Genomic DNA, 19114 nt, shown 5'->3' on the forward strand with positions numbered 1-19114 from the left:
GCCCGCCCCCTCGTGGCCGCCGACCACGGGGAAGCGCATCCGCGCGTCGCCCTTCTGGACGTGGTCGTCGGAGTGGCACAGCCCGGCGACCTCGATGCGGATCCGCACCTCGCCCGCCCGCGGGTCGTCCAGCTCCAGGTCGACGATCTCCCACGGCCTGCCCGCCTCACGGCAGATCGCGGCGCGCGTCGTCATGCTCATATCGGCTCCAGGGGTCTGCGCGGGACCGCACGGGGCGGCGGGCCGGACCGGCAGGGACGTCGTGATCGCAGGGTGACGGTGGTCCGCTGCGGGCACCCACGATGCGCCGCCGCGAGTGACGGGGGCCATATCCCTTTCGCGTCCCGGAAGGGAACCGTCGCGGCAGGCGCCTGCCCGTTCGGCGGCCCCTGCGACATCCGTCCCGTTCATGCGGGGGCAACCGTCTGACGACGTCTGCTGCCGATGAGCTATTTACTCCTGTGCGACGTCCTCGACCTCAGCGCGGAAGGTGCAACGTGGCCAACCCGACCCCCAGCAGGAGATCACTGCTGCTCGCCAGCTGCGTGGGAACCTCGATCGAGTGGTACGACTACTACATCTTCGGGACCGCGGCGGCCCTCGTGTTCGGGCCGCTGTTCTACCCGTCGTTCTCGCCGCTGGCGGGCACGCTCGCGGCGTTCGGCACGTTCGCCGTCGGGTTCATCGCCCGGCCGCTCGGCGGCGCCGTGATCGGCCACTTCGGTGACCGCATCGGCCGCAAGGCCATGCTGGTCCTCACCCTGATGCTCACCGGGTTCTCCACGTTCCTCATCGGCGTCCTGCCGACCTACGCGGCGATCGGGGTGGCCGCCCCGCTCCTGCTGATCCTCCTGCGGCTGGTGCAGGGCTTCGGCGTGGGCGGTGAGTGGGGCGGCGCGGTGCTGGTCGCCACCGAGCACGCCACACCGCGGCAGCGCGCGCTCTTCGGCAGCTTCGCCCAGTTCGGCGTCCCCATCGGCCTCCTCACGTCCAACCTGGCGTTCCTCGCCATCGCCGGCCTCGACGACGAGGACTTCGCGGCGTGGGGCTGGCGGATCCCGTTCCTGCTGAGCATCGCGCTCCTGGTCGTCGGGATGGTGGTGCGCCGCAAGCTGTCCGAGAGCCCGGAGTTCCGGCGCGTGCAGGAGAACAAGCAGGTCACCAAGATGCCGGTGGCCACGCTGTTCCGCGAGCAACCGGGCACGGTGGCACTGGCCAGCCTGGCCGCCATCGCGCCGCCCGCCGTCGGCTACACGGTGATGGTGTACATGCTGAACTACGGCACGAGCGTGGTCGGTTTCGACCGCAGCACCCTGCTCACGCTGATCCTGCTCTCCACCGTGCTCTGGATCGCGGGCATCTACGTCTCGGCGCGCTGCGCCGACCGGTGGGGCAGCAAGCGCGTGTACGCGATCGGCGCCGGCTCGGCCGTCGTGTGGGCGTTCCCGCTCTTCTGGCTGGTCAACACGGGCAGCGCGGTCGCGGCGCTCATCGCGTTCATGGTGGCGGGCGTGGTGCAGGCGATCATGGCCGGAGCCCAGGGCGGCCTGTTCACCGAGCTCTTCGACGCCCGCGTGCGCTACAGCGGGGCCTCGATCGCCTACCAGCTCGGCGGCATGGTCGGTGGCGCCGTCACCCCGCTCGTAGCCGTCAGCCTCTTCGCGGCCACCGGGTCCTCGACACCGATCGCGCTCTACCTCGCGCTGCTGTGCGGGGCGAGCCTGGTGGCGGCACTGGTCATCCGGACGCCGGTCCGGGACGTGGCCACCGTGTAAATACCCTGCGGGTGAGCGCGACATGGACACATGACGCTGTTCAGAGGCGGGTCCTTTCCGCGTCATGTGTCCATGTCGCGGGGTGGGCCGCCGCACCGTCGCGGCTGCCTAGTGGAGGAGGGTAAGCAGGCCCTCGACGCCGCGGTGGAACGCGGCGCCGACGGCGTCGGCGCCGTCGAGGTGGGCGCCGGACATGGCGCCGTCGCGCATCATCACGAAGTGCAGGGCGGCGTGCTCGGGTTTGCCGCGCCGCGGTGAGTCCCCGAAGACCTGCGCGAACAGCCCGGTGAGGGTGGCCACATACCAGGCTCGGTGGTCGAGGACCACCTGGCGCACCGGGTCGTCGGGGTCGGGGTACTCGGCGGCGGCCTTGAGGAAGGCGCACCCGCGGAAGTCCGGTCTCGCCAGGTCGTCGGCGACGGCGGTGCCGATCGCGCGCAGCGCGTCGGCCGGCGAGGGCGCGGCGTCGATGGCGGCCTGCGTGCCGGCGCGGATGTGGGCGTCGACGCCGCGCAGGTAGGCGAGTACGAGCTCGTCCTTCGAGGGGAAGTGCCGGTAGAACGTCGCCCGCGTGACCGGGGCCTCGGCGAGGATCCGCTCGACCCCGACCGCGCGGATCCCCTCCCGGTAGAACAGCGCGCTGGCGGTGGAGAGCAGCCGTTCCCGGGCCTCGGACCGCCCGTGCCCCCGCGAGCTGCCGCTCGGGCCGCCGGGCGCGGGGCGGGTCGCTGTCGCCATGAGTCGACACTAACAGAAAGAACCTTCTGTCTTGCAACCGACGGGGACGTCTGCCACGCTCGGCCACGCAAGAGAGAACGGTCTTTCTACCTGGAGGCATCATGACCACGGCTACCGCCCCTGCCGCAGCCACCATCGCGCCGGCGCTTCGCCGGCTCTACCTCGTCCGCTTCGGGTTCGCCCTGATCTGGGCTGTCGCGCTCTTCCTGACCGGGTCGAGCATCGGGCCGGTGAGCGCGACCCTGCTCGTGATCTACCCCCTGTTCGACGTGGGCGCCGCCGTCGTCGACGCCCGCTCCTCCCGAGCGAGCCGGTCCGCGCCAGGGCTCTACGTCAACATCGCGATCAGTCTGATCGCCGCCGTCGGGCTGGTTGTCGCGGTCACCTCCGGCATTGCGGCGGTCCTGCAGGTGTGGGGGGTCTGGGCCGTCGTTGCCGGGCTCGTCCAGCTCGTCGTAGCTCTGCGGCGACGCCACCTCGGAGGCCAGTGGGCGATGGTCGCCAGCGGCACCATCTCCACGCTCGCCGGTGTCTCGTTCTTCGTGCAGGCCCTGGTTCCTGGGGCCTCACTGAGCAACCTGGCCGGCTACGCCCTGCTCGGCGGCATCTTCTTCCTCGTCTCCGCGCTGCGCCTCGGACGGAACGCCGGTGGGAGCAACTGACCTGACCTTGACGCCGCTGCCGCGACATGGACACATGTCGCGGCGTCAGGCCGCCCGGGAACAGCGACACGGGACCACATCGCTGTCACCCGGGCCGCCCGCAGCAGGCGCGGCCCCCGCGGCGGCCTGACGAACCATCGGAGCGTCCGGCCACACCACGAGCGTCCATACCGCAACGTGCACCGTCACCCGCTGGGGAACGCCACGGAGTGGGTGTCCATGAACTCGCGCAGCCCTTCGACGCCCATCTCCCGCCCCATGCCGCTGCCCTTGAGCCCGCCGAACGGCGCCCGCTCATCCAGCCACGGCGCCCCGTGCGCGTCGACGAACGTGTAGCCGCTGCGCAGGCGGGCGGCCACCCGGGCGGCGCGGTCCCGGTCGGGCGTCCACACCGAGGAGCAGAGCCCGGCCCACGTGTCGTTGGCGGCGGCGACCGCCTCGTCGTCGGTGTCGAACGGGAGGATCGGCAGGGTCGGGCCGAACTGCTCCTCGGTCACCACCCGGGCGTCCCGCGCCGGGTCGAGCACCAGGCTCGGGCGCAGGAAGTGCCCGTCGGTGAAACGGTCGTCCGGGCCGCTGCCGAACTCGCGCACCTCGGCTCCCGCCGCGCGGGCCTGCGCCACCAGGTCGGCCACGAAGTCGCGCTGGCGCGCCGTGTGCAGCGGTCCCATCGTGGTGGCCGGGTCGAGGCCGTGGCCGAGCACCTGCCCGGCGAGCCGGGCCGACATGCCCTCCACCACCTCGGCGTAGCGCGACCGGTGCACGTACAGCCGCTTGATCGCCATGCAGATCTGCCCGGTCGAGTCGAAGGTGCCTGCCACCAGCCGGTCGAGCGCGGCGTCGTCCAGTACGGCGTCGTCGAGCACCAGCGCCGGGTCGTTGCCGCCCAGCTCCAGTGCCACGCGGGTGAGCGTCTCCGCCGCCATCGCCATGATCCGCCTGCCACCGGCGGGGCTGCCCGTGAAGCAGACCTTGGCGACGCGCTCGTCGCTCACCAGTGCCGTCCCGATCTCCGCGTCCTCGCCCGTGACGACGTTGAGCACGCCGGGCGGCAGCGCCGCGGCCACCCGCTGCACCACCCGCGTCGTGGCGAGCGGGGCGGACGGCGGCGGCTTGACGACGACCGTGTTGCCGGCCAGCAGTGCCTGCGGCAGCGAGGCGGCGAGGATGGCCAGCGGCCAGTTGAACGGCACGATGATCGTGACCACGCCGAGCGGGACGTAGCCGACCTGCGTGTCGTAGGGCGGCCCGGCGAGCGTGGACGTCGCGCCCACCTGGTCGATGCCGGCGCAGGCCAGCTCCACGCGGTGGTCGAACACGATCAGGTCGATCGTGGACTCCTGCAGGATCTTCCCGTTCTCCCTGGTCAGGATCTCCGCGTCGGCGCCGCGGTGCTCGGCCAGCCCGGTGATCGCGGCGCGGAGCAGGTCGGCCCGCTCCCCCGCGCTGCGGGCCGCCCACGCGGGGAAGGCCCGGTCCGCGGCGGCAACGGCGTCGAGCGCCTGGCTGCGGGTGGCGGCCGCGGCGTACCCCACCGTCGCCGACGGGTCGGCGGGGTCGGCCACGCGCAGCGTGCGCTCGGCGGGCACCGGCGCGCCGTCGACGTACAGGTCGGTGTGCACGTGGGCGGTCGGTTCGATCACCTGGGTCACGAGCTCCTCCGTTTCGACGCCGCGGGGCGCGACTCATGGGTGGGATGGGCAGGCCGGGCCGCGCGGAGCCCGGCGCCGGGATCGCGCGCGGCGCGCGCGGCGATCCCGCGGAACCAGCGGTGCGCGTCGTCCTCGTCGTGCCGCTCGTGCCACCACAACGACTCGACGATCAGCGGCGGGTCGCCCGGGCACTCCAGCACGCGCAGGTCGGGGCGGTCGGCGAACAGTGCGGCGAGGCGCCGTTGCATGACGGCCACCCGGTCGGTACCGGCCACGAAGTACGGGGTGGCCTGGTAGCTGTCCACCCGGACCGCCACGCGCGGGCGCTCGTCCAGCCGGGCGATCAGCGGGGCGAGCGGGAAGGTCGCCGGGTACCCGCCGTCGGGATGGTGCGGGACGACCCACGGGAGCCGCTGCAGATCGGCCAGCGCGAGGTGCGAACCGGCGCCGTCGAGCACCGGGTTGTCGGCGTCGACCACGCACACCCAGCGGTCCCGGAAGAGCTCCAGGCTGCGGATGCCGGCACCGCGCAGCGCGGCGCTGGGAGCGGACACGATCCCGTCGAGCACGCGCAGCGCATCGAGGACGTCACCGGGAAGGGCCTGTTTCACGACCTGGACGTGCAGCCGCGCCCGCGGCGCCGCCGCGTGCAGCTCGCGGGAGAACCGTTCGCCGAACGCCGCGAGCACGTAGTCCGGCACGAGCAGCGTGAACTCCCGGTCGGACTCCTCGGGGCAGAAGTCCGGGCTCGTGGCGAACAGCCGCTCCACGCTCGCGCACACCGGCTCGACCTGGTCGGCGAGCTGCACCGCGAGCGGCGAGAGCAGGTAGCCGCCGCGGGAGCGGACGAGCAGCTCGTCGCCGAAGTGCCGGCGCAGGCGCGAGAGCGCCGCGCTCGCCGCCGACTGCGTGACCCCCACCCGCTGCGCCGCGCGCGTCACGTTCCGCTCGCGGAGCAGCTCACGCAGGAACACCAGGAGGTTCAGGTCGAGGTTGGCCAGGGACACCGGTCCGCGCTTCACCGTCCGGCCTCCCTGCCCATGCCCTCATTAACGGCGGGCGGGGGCGCCGGGTCAACGCGACGGATGACCTATCGGCGCGGCGACCGGAGGAGGTCACGCAGCGCGGCGAGGGTCTCGGCCGGGCGCTCCTCCGCGAGGTAGTGGCCGCAGTCCAGCGATCTTCCCGTCGCCGCGGGCGCCCACTGCCGCCACCCGTCGAGCACATCGGGCACCCGGCCGAGTGGACCGCGGCTCCCCCACAACACGAGTGTCGGGCACGCGATCCGCCTGCGGCCCCGGTCGGCCTCGTCGTCGGCGACGTCCACGGTGGCGCCCGCGCGGTAGTCCTGGCACATGGCGTGGACGACCTCGGGCCGGCGGTAGGCAGCCCGGAAGGCCGCCAGCGCCTCCGGTGCGAAGACACCGTCGGTGCCGCGGAGGAAGAACGCGTCCGGGTCCGCTGCGATGAGGCGTTCGGGCAGGTCACCGGGCTGGGCGAGGAAGAACCAGTGCCACGCCGAGCGCGCGAACGCCGCGTCCACGCCGGCGAACACGTCGGCGGTCGGCAGGATGTCGAGCACGGCGAGCGCCGTCACGACCTCCGGGTGGTCCAGCGCGAGACGGTAGGCGCAGCGCGCGCCGCGGTCGTGCCCGGCCACCGCGAACTCCCCGAACCCCAGCGCGGCCATCACGGCCACCTGGTCGGCGGCCATGGCGCGCTTGCCGAACGCGGCGACGTCGTCGGCGGTGCCGGGCGGCGGGACGCTGTCGCCGTACCCGCGCAGGTCGGCGGCCACCACCGTGTGCCCGCGGGCGAGCTCCGGCGCCACCAGGTGCCACATGGCCGAGGTCTGCGGATACCCGTGCAGCAGCAGCACCGGCGGACCGCTCCCGGCCGTCCGTACGCGGATGCGGGCACCCGCCGGGGTGTCCACATCGGCCGTCGCGAACCCGTCGAGGATCACTACCCCAGCCGGTACCAGTCGATCGCGTTGCGGCTCTGCACGCGCTCGCGCTCGGGTCCGGTGAGCGCGGCCAGCAGCCGGTCCCCGCCGGTGCCGTGGTCGTGCGGGTGGTCGCTGGCGTGCAGGAGCATCGCGGCGGCGTCGAGCAGGTCGAGCACCTGCCGGACCTGCGCCGCGTCGCGCGGCAGGTGCGCGGGCGAGGTGGTCAGCCGGATGTGGCGGCGCACCACCTCCGACGGGCGGCCGTCGAGCCACGGCACCTCCCGCCAGACGCCCTTCCAGTCCTTGTCGAAGCGCCACAGCAGCGTGGGCAGCCAGGAGAACCCGCACTCGGCCAGCACCACCCGCAGCTGCGGGACCCGGGTGAAGACGCCCTCGGTCACCAGGCTCGTCACCTGCGCCTGCACGATCAGCTGGGAGTTGCCCAGGTAGTCCTCGAGGTAGGTGTGGGTGATCCCGGTCGGGGTGGCCGCGTTGCCGATCCGGCCCCACGCGTGCAGGCCCACCACGAGGTCGTGGGCGGCGGCGGCCTGCAGCATCGGGTGGTGGCGCTTGTTGCCCCACGGGACGTCCGCGCGGACGGGCAGCAGCACCTGCACGAAACCGGGATGGCCGCCGATCCGCTCGATCTCCGCGACGGCCGCCTCGGTGTCGAGGGTGGGCACCACCATGCTCGCCCGCAGCCGGTCGTCCCGGTCGAGCCACTCGGTGACCAGCCAGTCGTTCACCGCGCGGGTGAGCGCGGCCTCGTAGTACGGGTTGCGGTTGCAGTGGAACGACGTGGTGCAGTTCAGCACGGCGGTGCTCAGCCCGGCGGGGTCGAGCAACCCGGTGCGCAGCTCGTCGACCGTCGTGGCCGGGACGGCGCCGGCGGCTCGCGCCGCGGGCGTGGCGCTCGTCGGCGCCTGCGGCGGGTACGCCCCGCCCTGGGTGGTTGAGAGGGATACCCCGCCGTCCTGGATATAGGTGCGCCAGTACGGCTCGAGGTAGGGCGTGAGCGCGGCGATCGTGGCGGGCGCGCAGTGCACGTCGGTGTCGACGACGCCCGTCGTGGGGGGTGCGGCGGTCATCGCGACTCCTCCGGCTCCACCTCGGGCAGCCCGTAGAGCCGGCAGGCGTTCGATCCCATGATCGAGGACCGCAGCGCCGCCGGGAACAGCCGTGGAGCCTGGCGCGGCGAGTCGAAGTCCCAGTGCGGGTAGTCGGAGGCGAACATGATCCGGTCGTCCATCCCGATGTGCGCCAGGGCGATCTCCAGGTGCGCGGGGTCGTCCGGCTCCTCGATGGGCTGGGTGGTGAACCAGATGTGCTCGCGGACGTACTCCGACGGCGGCCTGCGCAGGTGCGGCACGTCGGTGCGCAGCTGCTCCCAGGCGTCGTCGAGCGCCCACATCAGCGGGCCCGCCCACGCGATGCCCCCTTCGACGCACGCCACCTGCAGCGACGGGAACCGCTCGAAGACCCCTTCACTCAGCATGCTCATGATCAGCGCGGCCATCGTGTTGCCGTTCCACACATGTTCCTCGAGGTAGAACGACGGCCAGCCGGCCCCGCGGTGCTGCTCCAGGCCGCCGGTGTGCGCCGCGACCGGCAGCCCGGCCTCCGCCGCCGCTTCGTAGATCGGCCAGTACCGCCTGCGCCCGAACCCGAGCTCGCCGCCCGTCGACAGCAGCACCTGGACGAACCGGGGGTCGCATGCGCGCAGCCGGATCTCCTCGGCGGCGAGGTCGGGCGCCTCGTGCGGGATGGCGATCGAGCTGCGCAGGCGCGGCTCGGCGGCGAGCCACTCGTCGGCCAGCCAGTCGTTTAGCGCGTGGCACAGCGCCGCCGCGTACCCGGGCTCCTCGACGCCCCAGCTGTGTCCCTGCAGCGGGATCAGGATCCCGTGGTCGATCCCGTACTCGTCGAGCAGCTGGTCGCGCACCATCTGCAGGTCGCTGCCCGGGAAGCCGCCGGGAGGCCACGAGTCGAGCCGGAAGCCGGAGTTGCGCACCCGCGGGTAGATCTCCGGCGGCCCCGGCACGCGGCCCGCGAACATGTCCCACCGCTCCCGGTGCCGCTGCGCGAGCCGTTCGCGGATCTGCGGGGCCGGCGCGTGGGGATGGATGTCGGCGTCGACGATCGTGTGCCGGGCCCGGCTCGCCGTGCGGCCGGCCTGGGCGGGCAGTGCCGTGCTGGTCATCGCGCACCTCCGGATACGCCCGCCGCCGGCGCGCGCGGGCTCGTGTCGACCACGACGTAGGCGTCCTCGACGTGCACCGGGAACGTCTCGGCGACGTAGGGACCGGGCAGGCGGCCGTGCACCGGCTCGCCCGTGGCGTCGCCCGCCTCGACCGACACGTCGTAGGTGCGGGCGGGCGGTTCGCCCGGGCCGAGGAAGGACTGGCCGGTGGCCAGGTCGTACTCCCAGCCGTGCCACGGGCAGGCGACGAGCGCGTCGTGCTCCGCCATCGCGTAGTCGCCGGGACCGGCCGACCGGACCCACGGCTTCGTGCGGCCGAGACACAGCGGTCCGCCCTGGTGGGGGCAGTGGTTGTTGACGGCGTAGAAGCGGTCGCCCACCCGGAACACGCCGATCGACCGCCGGCCGGCCTGCACGATCCGGCGCTCCCCCGGCGGGAACTCGTCGAGGCGCGACACCACGATCTTCACGGGATCCGACGCTAGGGATCCGGACCGGGCCGGAGGAAACAGAAAATCGGCATGGACACCATCAACCGTGTCGATGCCGGCTCTCCGCGCCGGAGCCGTCGGCGGGCGGAACCGGGACGGGCGTCCCGCCCTGCGCCGCGCCGAGGACGAGGCGGCGGAACCACCGGTGCCCGGCCTCCTCGTCGTGCCGTTCGTGCCACCACAGCCGGGCCTCGAGCGGCTCCAGCGGCGTCGGGCAGGCCAGTATCCGCAGCGGCAGGTGCCGGGCGCACTCCCTGGCGAGCCGTTCCTGCATGAGGGCCACGTGGTCGGTCGAGGCCAGGAGGTAGGGCACCGCGTGGAAGCTGTCCACCCGGACCGCCACCTGCGGCCGCACCCCGAGCCGCGAGAGCTGCCGGCTCACCGGCACGACGGACGGGAACTCGGCGTCGTCGTGGTACGGCACGACCCAGGTCGCCGTCGCCAGCTCTCCGAGGTCGGCGGACTCCTCACCGAACCGCCGGTTCCCGGCCGCCACGACGCACACCCAGCGGTCGGTGAGCAGTGGTGCGGACCGGATCTCGGGGATGCGGAACCGGCTGGTGGCCTGGGAGACCACGCAGTCGACCACGCGGATCGTCTGCGTGATGTTCGCGGCGAGCGACTCCCGGACGAGCACGACGTTCAGCCGGGCGTGCGGCGCAGCCGCGTTCACCGCCCCGGCGAGGGGCTGCCCCAGCACCGCGACGGCGTAGTCGGACATGACGATCGTGAACTCGCGGCGCGAGGTGGCGGCGTCGAAGCGCGACCCGGTGGCCAGCAGCCGCTCCACGCCCTCGCACACGGCCTCGACCTGCTCGCCCAGCTGGAAGGCGAGCGCGGACAGCTCGTACCTTCCGCTGCGCCGGATCAGCAGGTCGTCGTCGAAGTACCGGCGCAGCCGCGCGAGCGCGGCGCTCACCGCCGGCTGGGACACCCCGACCCGCTCGGCGGCCCGCGTGACGTTGCGCTCCCGCAGTAGCTCGCGCAGGACGATGAGAAGGTTGAGGTCCAGACCGGCCAGACGCGACGTCGCGGACTTCACGTGACCATCGAAGGACACCCGGGCGCCGATCGCCAGCCCCGGGCGAGCCGGGGCGCCCCGGCGGGCCCGCCATCAGCACCGCTGATGCCGCGACAGAAACAATCATTGTTTCCCCGCCGTCGGGCCGCGTGGCTAATCTCGCTGGGACGCCATCCACGGAAACGGGCCGATCCGAAAATCCCGGTCATCCGCGTCGTGCGGGCGGTCGGCGGAAACAGCATCCGCGCACCCGGCCCTGCGTTCCCGCAGTGCACCGGAAGGCGCGGAAAGGGAGGTCGGACGATGCTGTCCCAGCAGGACAACGAGATCCTCACCCGGGTTGGCCCGGGCACCCCGGTGGGCGAGGTGCTGCGCCGGTACTGGACGCCCGCGCTGCTGTCGAGCGAGCTGCCCGCCCCCGACTGCGACCCGGTCCGGGTGCGGCTGCTCGGCGAGGACCTCGTCGCCTTCCGCGACACGAACGGCCGGGTCGGCCTGATCCAGGAGAACTGCCCGCACCGCGGCGCGTCGCTCTACTTCGGACGCAACGAGGAGTGCGGGCTGCGCTGCCCGTACCACGGCTGGAAGTTCGACGCGGACGGCGCGTGCGTCGACATGCCCAGTGAGCCGCCGAAGAGCGTGTTCAAGGACAAGGTGAAGGCCAGGGCCTACCCGGTGCACGAGTCCGGCGGGATCGCCTGGACCTACATGGGCCCGCCGGAGACGATCACGTCCTTCCGCGACTTCGGCACCGAGAGCCTGCCCGCGCAGAACCAGCTCGCCACGAAGCTGCAGTCGTACTGCAACTGGATCCAGACGATGGAGGGCAACCTCGACACCTCCCACATCTCGTGGCTGCACTCGTGGGACGGCGCCGCCGACATCGAGGACGACGGCACCGACAAGCCCGGATACCCGTCGAACAAGATGACCTGGAAGTTTTGGCACCACGACCGCGCCCCGCAGCTCGAGATCGAGGACACCTGGTACGGCTTCCGCTACGCCGGCCTGCGCGAGACCCCCAACGGTCACACCAACGTCCGGATCACCGAGTACGTCTTCCCTTACAGCACGATCATCGCGGCGGTCCCCTACAGCACCCGCCACCTCATGGTCGTGCCGATCGACGACCACAACTGCTGGCGCTACAACTTCGAGGCCACGGTCCCGTCCAACCCGCAGGGCCACGGCGGTGCGCCGCTGTTCAGCTACGGCCCGTTCGAGACGCCGTTCACGCGCCGGGTCGGCGGCATCACGCCGCGGAACTACCTCGCCGAGGCCGACTACAACATCGACCGCGAGGTGCAGCGCACCACCACGTTCAGCGGGGTGAAGGACTTCGTGAGCCAGGACCTCATGGTCACCGAGTCGATGGGCCCGATCTACGACCGCTCCCAGGAGCGTCTCGGCACGATCGACAAGGCGATCATCCGGATGCGCAACCAGCTCATCCGCTCGGCGAAGGCCCTCGCCGAGAACGGTGAGGCGCCGCTGCTCGCGCTGGCCGGGCCGGATACCGACTTCCGCACGATCCGCGCCGCCGACAAGATCCTCGAGGACGGTGAGGACTGGCGCTACCTGGGCACCGACGCCGACCCCGCGGTCCAGGAGGGCGAGGCGGCGCTGCGGGACGCGCAGACTCGGACGCCCCAGCCCGCCGCGGGCGACTGAGCCGGGATGGGGATCAACCGGCTCAACCATGCCGTGGTGTTCGTACGCGACGTCGACCGCAGCGTCGCGTTCTACCGGGACGTGCTGGGCTTCAGCGTCCAGATGGAGCGGCCGGGCCAGGCCGCCTTCATGCAGGCGCCCGACTCCACCAACGACCACGACATCGGCCTGTTCGCCATCGGCGAGGCGGCCGACAACCCGGCCGGACGCGGGGCCGTGGGGCTCTACCACCTCGGGTGGGAGATCGGCACGCTCGCCGAGCTCGACGACCTCGCCCACCGGCTGATGGCCGTCGACGCGTACGTCGGCGCCACCGACCACGGCACCACCAAGAGCATCTACGCCCGTGATCCCGACGGGCTGGAGTTCGAGGTCGCCTGGCTGGTGCCCGCCGAGCTGCTCGACGACGCGGCGTTCGAGGGGCGCACCCGCCGCGGCGTGCCACTCGATCTGGAGAAGGAGAAGGCGAGGTACGGCGCCGGCACACGGGGGGGTGTCGGCGTCTCCTCGCCGGCTGCCGCCCTGCCCTGAACCGGCACGACCCCGGCTCGACGAGGAGGCGGAATGGTGCGGTTGTGGGCCCGGCGCGGGCGACTCGTCGCCGCCGTGGTGGCGGTACTGGGCGTGGTGGCGCTCTCCGCCGGTTGCGGGGCGGCCGGCGAGAGCGCCCGTGCTGACATCCGCGCGGTCAACGCGTGGGGCGGTGACCTCGCGAGCGAGGGCGTCCCGAAGCCCGGCGGCACGCTCCGGCTGGGCATGGACCGGGAGATCGTCAGCTTCGACCCCGCGGTCCAGAACTCGAACATGGCCGAGTTCGCGGTCTACGACTCCCTGATGAAGCTGACGCCCGACGGCACGGCGCAGCCCTACCTCGCGCAGTCGATGGACAGCCCGGACGGCGGGCTCACCTGGCGGATGGGGCTGCGGCCCGGGGTGCGGTTCAGCGACGGCACCGCGCTCGACGCCGACGCCGTGCTGGTCAACGTGCAGCGCCACATCGACAAGGCGGCCTCCCCCGCGCACCCGTACGCGGAGCAGATCGCCTCGATGCGGGCGGTCGACCCACTGACCGTCGAGTTCACGCTGAAGAGCCCGCTGGGCTCGTTCCCGGTGGTGTTCGCCCAGTCGATCACCTACGGCAGCCTCGGGGTGATCATCTCCCCGGCCGCGCTGCAGCGGTACGGCGACGACATCGGCCGCCACCCGGTCGGGGCCGGCCCGTTCCGGTTCGTCGAATGGATCCCGGACTCGCGTCTCGTCTTGGAACGCAACCCGGACTACTGGCAGACCGGCAAGCCCTACCTGGACCGGCTCGAGTTCCGCCCGCTGCCGGACACCGAGTCGCGCTACGCGTCGATCCAGAACGGCGACGTCGACCTGATCTTCGCCGCCTACAACCAGGAGCTCGTGCGCGCCGCCGGAGACCCCGGCCTCACCGTCTACTACGGACCGGGGAACGCTGGCGAGTACCTCTACTTCAACTTCGCCCGCACGCCGTTCGACGACCGGCGCATGCGCGAGGCGGTGGTCCGCGCGCTCGACATGAAGGCGCTGAGCGCCAGCCTCTACAACAACCAGATCGTCAGCGCCACGAGCCTCTTCGACACCGACAGCCCCAACCACACCGAGGCCGCGTCGCAGGAGTGGCCCGCCTACGACCCGGAACGCGCCAGGCAGCTCATCGCGGAGTATCGCGCGAGCGGCGGCAACCCCGACTTCACGCTCAAGACGACCACCGCGCGCACCCAGTTCGGGGAGTTCCTGCAGGCGCAGATGGCCGCGGTCGGCATCACGGTGACGCTGCGGTTCTACGACCTGGCCCAGTACTCGTCGCAGGTGGTGCAGAGCGGGGACTTCGACCTCACCACAACGGTGAGCGCGTTCGACGCGCCCTTCCCCGGCGCGTCCCGGCTCGTGCACACCGGCGGCAACACCAACTACGGGAAGTACTCGAACCCCCAGGTCGACGCGCTGCTGGACACCGCGGCGAGCACCAGCGACGAGGCCGAGCGGACCCGGGCGTACCAGCAGGTCGAGCTGCAGGTGAACCGCGATCTGGTGGCCTGCTGGCTCAGCCGCAGCTACCTGGCGACCATCGCGAAGCCGCAGGTGAAGGGCATCGACCGCTACACGTCGAGGGACATGTTCTACGCCTCGGTCTGGCTCGACCGGTAACCGCGTCTCGACTGCCCGTCAGACCGGCGCCGGCGCGTCGGCCGGCCGCACGCTCCAGAGCCGGGCCGTGACCACGACGGCCGCGACGGTCAGCAGCGTCGCGGCCAGCGTCGCCGCGGTGGTGAAACCGGAGACGAACGCCTCCCCCGCGATCGTCAGCACCGGGATGGGGTCCGGCAACTGCCTCGCCGCGGCCACCGCGCCGCCGAGGGTTCCGGTCGCCGCCTCCGCCACGTCCGGCGGGAGCGCAGCGGGGAGAGCGCCCGTGATCTCGTCGCGGTAGACGGCGGTGGCGACCGTGCCGAGGACGGCGATGCCGACCGCTCCGCCGAACTCCGCTCCCGTCTCGCCGACGGCGGCGGCCGCCCCGGCGCGCTCCGGCGGCGCGGTCGTCACGATCAGGTCGATGGCCAGTGGTGCGACCATCCCGGTGCCGAAGGTGAGCACCGTGTACGCGGACATCACCGCCAGCACCGACGACCCGGTGCCGACCATGCCGACCATGCCGACCAGCGCGAACCCGGCGGCCGCCACCGCGGTTCCCGCGCCGACGACCACCGCGGGGCGCACCGTGCGCACGAGGACGGTCGCCAGCCCGATGCCGATCGCGGTGCCCGCGACGGTCGGCAGCATCCACAGTGCGGCGACGAACGGGCGAAGCCCCAGCACGAGTTGCAGGAACTGCACGGCGAGGTAGCCCATCCCGGCACTGGCGAGCACGATCACCGTCTGGGCACCGAGAGCGGCGCCGAACCCGCGGCTGCGCAGGAGCCGGATGTCGATCATCGGATCGGCCAGCCGGAGCTGTCTGCGGACGAACAGCACGGCGAACCCGCAGCCGCCCAGCACGGCCAGCGCCGGGGCCATCCCGAGCGCGTGCGCCGCCGCCTCCTTCACCCCGTAGACCACCGGGAGCACGGCCGCCAGCGAGAGCAGCGCGGAGAGCACGTCGAACCGGCCGGGACGCGGGTCCCGCGACTCCGGCACCAGCACCGGCCCCACCACGAGGAGCAGCAGCATCACGGGCACGTTGATCAGGAACACCGAGCCCCACCAGAACTGCTCGAGCAGCAGCCCGCCCACGATGGGGCCGATCGCGACCCCACCGGTGAACGCCCCGGTCCAGATGCCGATCGCGACACGGCGGTCCCGGTCCTCGGGGAACATCGAGCGGATCAGCGCCAGGGTGGACGGGGCGAGCACCGCGCCACCGACACCGAGCAGCGCACGTGCCGCGATCAGCATCTCGGGCGTGGACGCGTACGCGGCGAGGACGGACGCCCCACCGAACGCCCCCGCGCCGAGCAGCAGCAGCCGACGGCGCCCGATCCGGTCGCCGAGCGAGCCCATCGTGATCAGGAACCCGGCGATGAGGAACCCGTAGACATCCATGATCCACAGCAGCTGGGTGCCGCTGGGGGCGAGGTCGGCGCTGAGCCAGGGCGCGGCCATGAACAGCACGGACAGGTCCATGGAGGCGAGCAGGGCGGGCAGCACCAGTACGGCGAGCCCGAGCCAGGCCCGGCGGGCGTCGTTCATACGGGCGATCATACGTACGTATAAGACGCTTGTATAGAACGCACGTCCGTCCAGGACCTACGATCGCGCCATGGGACACCGCGAGGACCTGCTCGCCGGCGCGAAGCGCTGCCTCGCCGACAAGGGCTTCGCCGCCACCACGGCGCGCGACATCGTGGCCGCCTCCGGCACCAACCTGGCGTCGATCGGCTACCACTTCGGGTCGAAGGACGCCCTGCTCAACGCGGCGATCATCGACTCGTTCGACGACTGGGACGACGAGATCGCGCACGCCCTCCGGTGCGCCACGCCCAGCACGCCCGTCGACCGCCTGGAGGCGTTCCTCGACGGAGTCGTGGCCGCGCTGGCCAGGGACCGGTCCACGGCGGTCGCGAGCGTGCAGGCCTACGCGCGCGCCGAGCACACACCGGAGCTCCGGGACCAGATCGCCGATGCCTACGATCGCGGCCGCCGCTCGGTCGCCGCACTGATCCTCGACGTCGCCGAGGACGAGGTCGACGAACGGACGGCGCTGCAGCTCGGCTCGCTGGCCCTCGCCCTGGTCAACGGGCTGGTGCTGCAGACACTGCTCGACCCGGAGCGCGCGCCGTCCGGCCGCGACCTCGCCGCCGCCCTCCGCGCCCTCCGACCTGATGAGCCGGCGCAGGCGAGGACCGGGTCAGGCGGTGTAGCTCAGGGCGAGGCCGGGTCGGGGCCACGGGGTCGAGTAGAGGATCCCGCGGCCCGATGACGTGATGTAGGCCGTGCGCAGGTCCGGGCCACCGAAGCAGATGTTGGTGACGAAGAGGTCGGCCTCGGGCACCGGCACGGTCTCGACCAGCGCCCCCTCGGGGGAGACGACACTGACGCAGTTCGCGTAGAGGGTCGCGACGCAGACGTTGCCCTCGGCGTCCACGGCCAGCGAGTCCAGCCCCAGCATGCCGGGGAACGCGTGCAGCAGCGTGCCACCGTGCCGCGCCGCGGAGCCAGGATCGGGCCGCACGCGGCCCGGCCCGTCCAGCTCCCAGCACCAGAGCCGGCCGGTGAACGTCTCGGCGACGTAGACCCGCGAGCCGTCCGGGGACAGCCCGACCCCGTTGGGGGCGTTGAGCGGGTGGACGACCTCGACGATGCGCGAGCCGTCGGCCGTGGCGTAGTAGAGCCCGCCGAGGTCGGTATCCCGCTCGCGGGTCTTGCCCATGTCGGTGAACCAGAAGCCGCCGTGGCCGTCGAAGACGAGGTCGTTGGGTCCGCGCAGCCCCAGGCCGTCGACGTGGGTGTAGAGGTCACTCACCTCCCCGTCGAGGGTGACGCGCTGGATGCGGCCGCCGATGTAGTCGGCCGGCTGCGGACCAGGCGCCGTCAACCCGTTGCGGACCGACCAGGAGAACCCCCCGTTGTTGCACACGTACACCGCCCCGTCCGGGCCGATCGCGGCGCCGTTCGGGCCACCACCGGTGGTGGCGACCACCGACGTCGACCCGTCGGCGGCGACCCGGGTGAGCGTGCCGCGCTTGATCTCGACGAGCAGCACCGACCCGTCGTCGAGCGCGACCGGCCCCTCCGGGAACTGGAGTCCCCCGGCCACCACCGCGTGCGTCATTTCCCGTCTCCTGCCTGTCACTGCGTGCGGTCGATCCACGTGCCGGCCACGAAGAGGTCCCGGGTGATGTAGCGGTCGATCCCCTTCACCTCCGGCTTCGTGATGGTCGAGAGGTAGCTGCGGCTCAGCCACTGCACGGCGACCTCCTGGTTGAGCAGCAGCTCGATCTGCTGGTAGTCCTGCGTGCGCCGCGCCGGGTCGCCGGTGGCACTCGCGTCGCGTGCCAGCTGGTCGACCTGCGGGTTCTGGTACTTGCCGAAGTTGGACGAGCCGCCCGTCGTGTACACGCGGCTGATGCCGGGGAAGGGGTGGTCGAACGCCGCGATCTGGCTCGCCATGTCGAAGTCGCCGCCCTGCAGGACGCGGCCCGCGTACTCCGCGAGGTCGAAGTAGCGCACCTCGACCTTCACCCCCACCGCGGCCATCGACGCCTGCACGAACTCCCCGAGCGGCACGGAGCTGCGGTCGGTGGTGTAGACGAAGTCGGGGTCGCCGCCCGCGGCCCGGTAGGTGTCCACCAGCTGCCTCGCGCGGGCGACGTCGTACGTCGGCCAGGCGTCGGTGGCCTGCTGCGTGTGGTACGGGCTGTTCTCGTCGAACAGGCTCTGCGCCCTGATCAGCTGGTTGCTGAAGAAGGCGGCGCCGAGCGCGTTCGGATCCATCGCCGCCACGGCGGCCTCGCGCATCCGCCTGTCGTCGAAGGGCGCCCTGGTGAAGTTGAAGTAGTTGAGGACACCGCCGTTGCCCGGTCCGAAGTAGACACGCAGGTTCGGGTTGGCCGACGCCCGCACGAGCTCGGTGTTGAAGCCGCCGTTGATCGCGTCCACATCCCCGTTGGCCATGGTGGCGTAGCGGCTCTCGGTGTCGGGCAGTGGCCGGATCTCCACACCGTCGAGGTAGGGCATCCCCTGCTGCCAGTAGCCCGGGTTGCGTACCAGCTCCATCTTGTTGTCCCGGACCCAGTTCGCCAGCACGAACGGACCGGCTCCGACCGGGTGGCTCCCGACGTCGTCGCCGTACTGCGCCAGCGCGGCGGGCGAGACGATCATGCCGAGCGTGCCCAGCGACATGGGCTGGGCGAAGACCACCGGGAAGTCACCCATCGGGCCGTCGAGGACGAACTCCACCGTGCGGGGGTCGAGCGCCCGCATGGCGCTGATCCGCAGCGCGAACGCGTGGGCCGGCGAGGCGGCCTTGTCGATGTGGCGCCGGGTGTTGACGATCACCGCGTTCGCGTCGAGCGGCGTGCCGTCGGAGAACCGCACTCCGTCGCGCAGACCCAGCCGCCACGTCACGCCGCCGTCGGGGCTCGTCATCGACGCGGCGAGGTAGGGCGCCGCCGTGCCGTCGGGCGTCAGCTTGAGCAGCGAGTCGTAGACCATCGTCGCGGCGAGGTTGGTGTTCTGCCGCGTCGGGTCGAAGCTGATGATCTCCCGGTCGTTGCCGATGACGAGGGTGCCGCCGCGTTCCGGGGCGCCCTCCGCGTTCCGGTCTCCCCCGTAGGGGTCGAGGGTTCGCAACGTCAGCGCGGCGCCGGGACCGGTGGCCACCCTCTGGCCGCAGGCCGCCACCAGCACCGCGCACAGCAGCACGGCGGTGCCCACGACGCTCGTGCGGGCAGGGCGAAGAGGCAACCGCATCGTGCACTCCTCATCGAGTC

The 19114-nt window shown here is 72.3% G+C and carries 18 protein-coding genes; 6 read left to right on the top strand and 12 right to left on the bottom strand.

What is annotated here, in order from left to right:
- Window positions 1-201 (bottom strand): alcohol dehydrogenase catalytic domain-containing protein (locus HF577_RS26250; RefSeq protein ID WP_169398630.1); only part of this gene is annotated, 201 nt, incomplete at its 3' end.
- Window positions 202-497: 296 nt separating this feature from the next.
- Here HF577_RS26250 and HF577_RS26255 point away from each other — a divergent pair.
- Entirely contained in the window at window positions 498-1775 is a 1278-nt protein-coding gene (locus HF577_RS26255; RefSeq protein WP_169398631.1) for an MFS transporter, read from the top strand.
- A 108-nt stretch (window positions 1776-1883) separates the two neighbouring features.
- Here the strand turns inward: HF577_RS26255 and HF577_RS26260 are convergent, their stop codons facing one another.
- On the bottom strand, window positions 1884-2513 hold the full coding sequence (locus HF577_RS26260; protein WP_169398632.1) for a TetR/AcrR family transcriptional regulator: 630 nt from the start codon (window positions 2511-2513) through the stop codon (window positions 1884-1886).
- A 101-nt stretch (window positions 2514-2614) separates the two neighbouring features.
- On the opposite strand from HF577_RS26260, the gene HF577_RS26265 reads away from it, so the two are divergent.
- Complete coding sequence (locus HF577_RS26265) at window positions 2615-3175, top strand: DUF308 domain-containing protein (RefSeq protein ID WP_169398633.1); 561 nt, start codon at window positions 2615-2617, stop codon at window positions 3173-3175.
- Between the two features lie 185 nt (window positions 3176-3360).
- On the opposite strand, the gene HF577_RS26270 is transcribed toward HF577_RS26265, so the two are convergent.
- The 7 genes from HF577_RS26270 to HF577_RS26300 all read right to left on the bottom strand — a co-directional run bounded on the left by HF577_RS26270 (window position 3361) and on the right by HF577_RS26300 (window position 10508).
- Window positions 3361-4827 carry an aldehyde dehydrogenase family protein gene (locus HF577_RS26270; protein ID WP_169398634.1) on the bottom strand — a complete coding sequence of 489 codons (1467 nt, stop codon included), beginning with the start codon at window positions 4825-4827 and terminating at the stop codon, window positions 3361-3363.
- A complete protein-coding gene (locus tag HF577_RS26275) occupies window positions 4824-5849 on the bottom strand; it encodes a LysR family transcriptional regulator (RefSeq protein WP_312859396.1) in 1026 nt (341 codons plus the stop codon). Before HF577_RS26275 ends, HF577_RS26270 begins: the two co-directional genes overlap by 4 nt.
- Window positions 5850-5917: 68 nt before the next feature.
- On the bottom strand, window positions 5918-6790 hold the full coding sequence (locus tag HF577_RS26280) for an alpha/beta fold hydrolase (protein WP_169398653.1): 873 nt from the start codon (window positions 6788-6790) through the stop codon (window positions 5918-5920).
- Window positions 6791-6792: 2 nt separating this feature from the next.
- Window positions 6793-7863: an amidohydrolase family protein gene (locus HF577_RS26285; protein WP_169398635.1), complete on the bottom strand. Its 1071-nt coding sequence runs from the start codon at window positions 7861-7863 to the stop codon at window positions 6793-6795.
- Window positions 7860-8975 carry an amidohydrolase family protein gene (locus HF577_RS26290; RefSeq protein ID WP_169398636.1) on the bottom strand — a complete coding sequence of 372 codons (1116 nt, stop codon included), beginning with the start codon at window positions 8973-8975 and terminating at the stop codon, window positions 7860-7862. Before HF577_RS26290 ends, HF577_RS26285 begins: the two co-directional genes overlap by 4 nt.
- Window positions 8972-9445 (bottom strand): Rieske (2Fe-2S) protein, encoded by a 474-nt coding sequence (locus HF577_RS26295; protein ID WP_169398637.1) that lies wholly within the window; start codon window positions 9443-9445, stop codon window positions 8972-8974. The genes HF577_RS26290 and HF577_RS26295 overlap by 4 nt, the downstream gene beginning before the upstream one ends.
- A gap of 61 nt (window positions 9446-9506) precedes the next feature.
- A complete protein-coding gene (locus HF577_RS26300; RefSeq protein ID WP_169398638.1) occupies window positions 9507-10508 on the bottom strand; it encodes a LysR family transcriptional regulator in 1002 nt (333 codons plus the stop codon).
- Window positions 10509-10790: 282 nt separating this feature from the next.
- Between HF577_RS26300 and HF577_RS26305 the strand changes: the two genes are divergently transcribed.
- From HF577_RS26305 to HF577_RS26315, 3 genes are read left to right on the top strand one after another with little or no spacing between them, the layout of a single operon-like run.
- Complete coding sequence (locus HF577_RS26305) at window positions 10791-12158, top strand: Rieske 2Fe-2S domain-containing protein (RefSeq protein WP_169398639.1); 1368 nt, start codon at window positions 10791-10793, stop codon at window positions 12156-12158.
- 6 nt (window positions 12159-12164) lie between these two features.
- Complete coding sequence (locus HF577_RS26310) at window positions 12165-12689, top strand: VOC family protein (protein WP_169398640.1); 525 nt, start codon at window positions 12165-12167, stop codon at window positions 12687-12689.
- Window positions 12690-12722: 33 nt separating this feature from the next.
- Window positions 12723-14333: an ABC transporter substrate-binding protein gene (locus tag HF577_RS26315; RefSeq protein ID WP_169398641.1), complete on the top strand. Its 1611-nt coding sequence runs from the start codon at window positions 12723-12725 to the stop codon at window positions 14331-14333.
- Between the two features lie 18 nt (window positions 14334-14351).
- Here HF577_RS26315 and HF577_RS26320 read toward each other — a convergent pair whose 3' ends face one another.
- Window positions 14352-15872, bottom strand: coding sequence for an MFS transporter (locus HF577_RS26320; protein WP_211174850.1), 1521 nt, complete (start codon window positions 15870-15872; stop codon window positions 14352-14354).
- A gap of 70 nt (window positions 15873-15942) precedes the next feature.
- Here HF577_RS26320 and HF577_RS26325 point away from each other — a divergent pair, with 70 nt between their 5' ends.
- Entirely contained in the window at window positions 15943-16602 is a 660-nt protein-coding gene (locus tag HF577_RS26325; protein WP_169398643.1) for a TetR/AcrR family transcriptional regulator, read from the top strand.
- Here the strand turns inward: HF577_RS26325 and HF577_RS26330 are convergent.
- Entirely contained in the window at window positions 16531-17454 is a 924-nt protein-coding gene (locus HF577_RS26330) for an SMP-30/gluconolactonase/LRE family protein (protein WP_169398644.1), read from the bottom strand. The two genes, HF577_RS26325 and HF577_RS26330, sit on opposite strands and share 72 nt — an antisense overlap.
- Window positions 17455-17471: 17 nt before the next feature.
- Window positions 17472-19094: an ABC transporter substrate-binding protein gene (locus tag HF577_RS26335; protein ID WP_169398645.1), complete on the bottom strand. Its 1623-nt coding sequence runs from the start codon at window positions 19092-19094 to the stop codon at window positions 17472-17474.
- Window positions 19095-19114: the final 20 nt, after the last annotated feature.

Origin of the sequence: Pseudonocardia xinjiangensis (genome assembly GCF_012911925.1) — a bacterium.
Classification (GTDB): Bacteria; Actinomycetota; Actinomycetes; order Mycobacteriales; family Pseudonocardiaceae; genus Pseudonocardia; species Pseudonocardia xinjiangensis.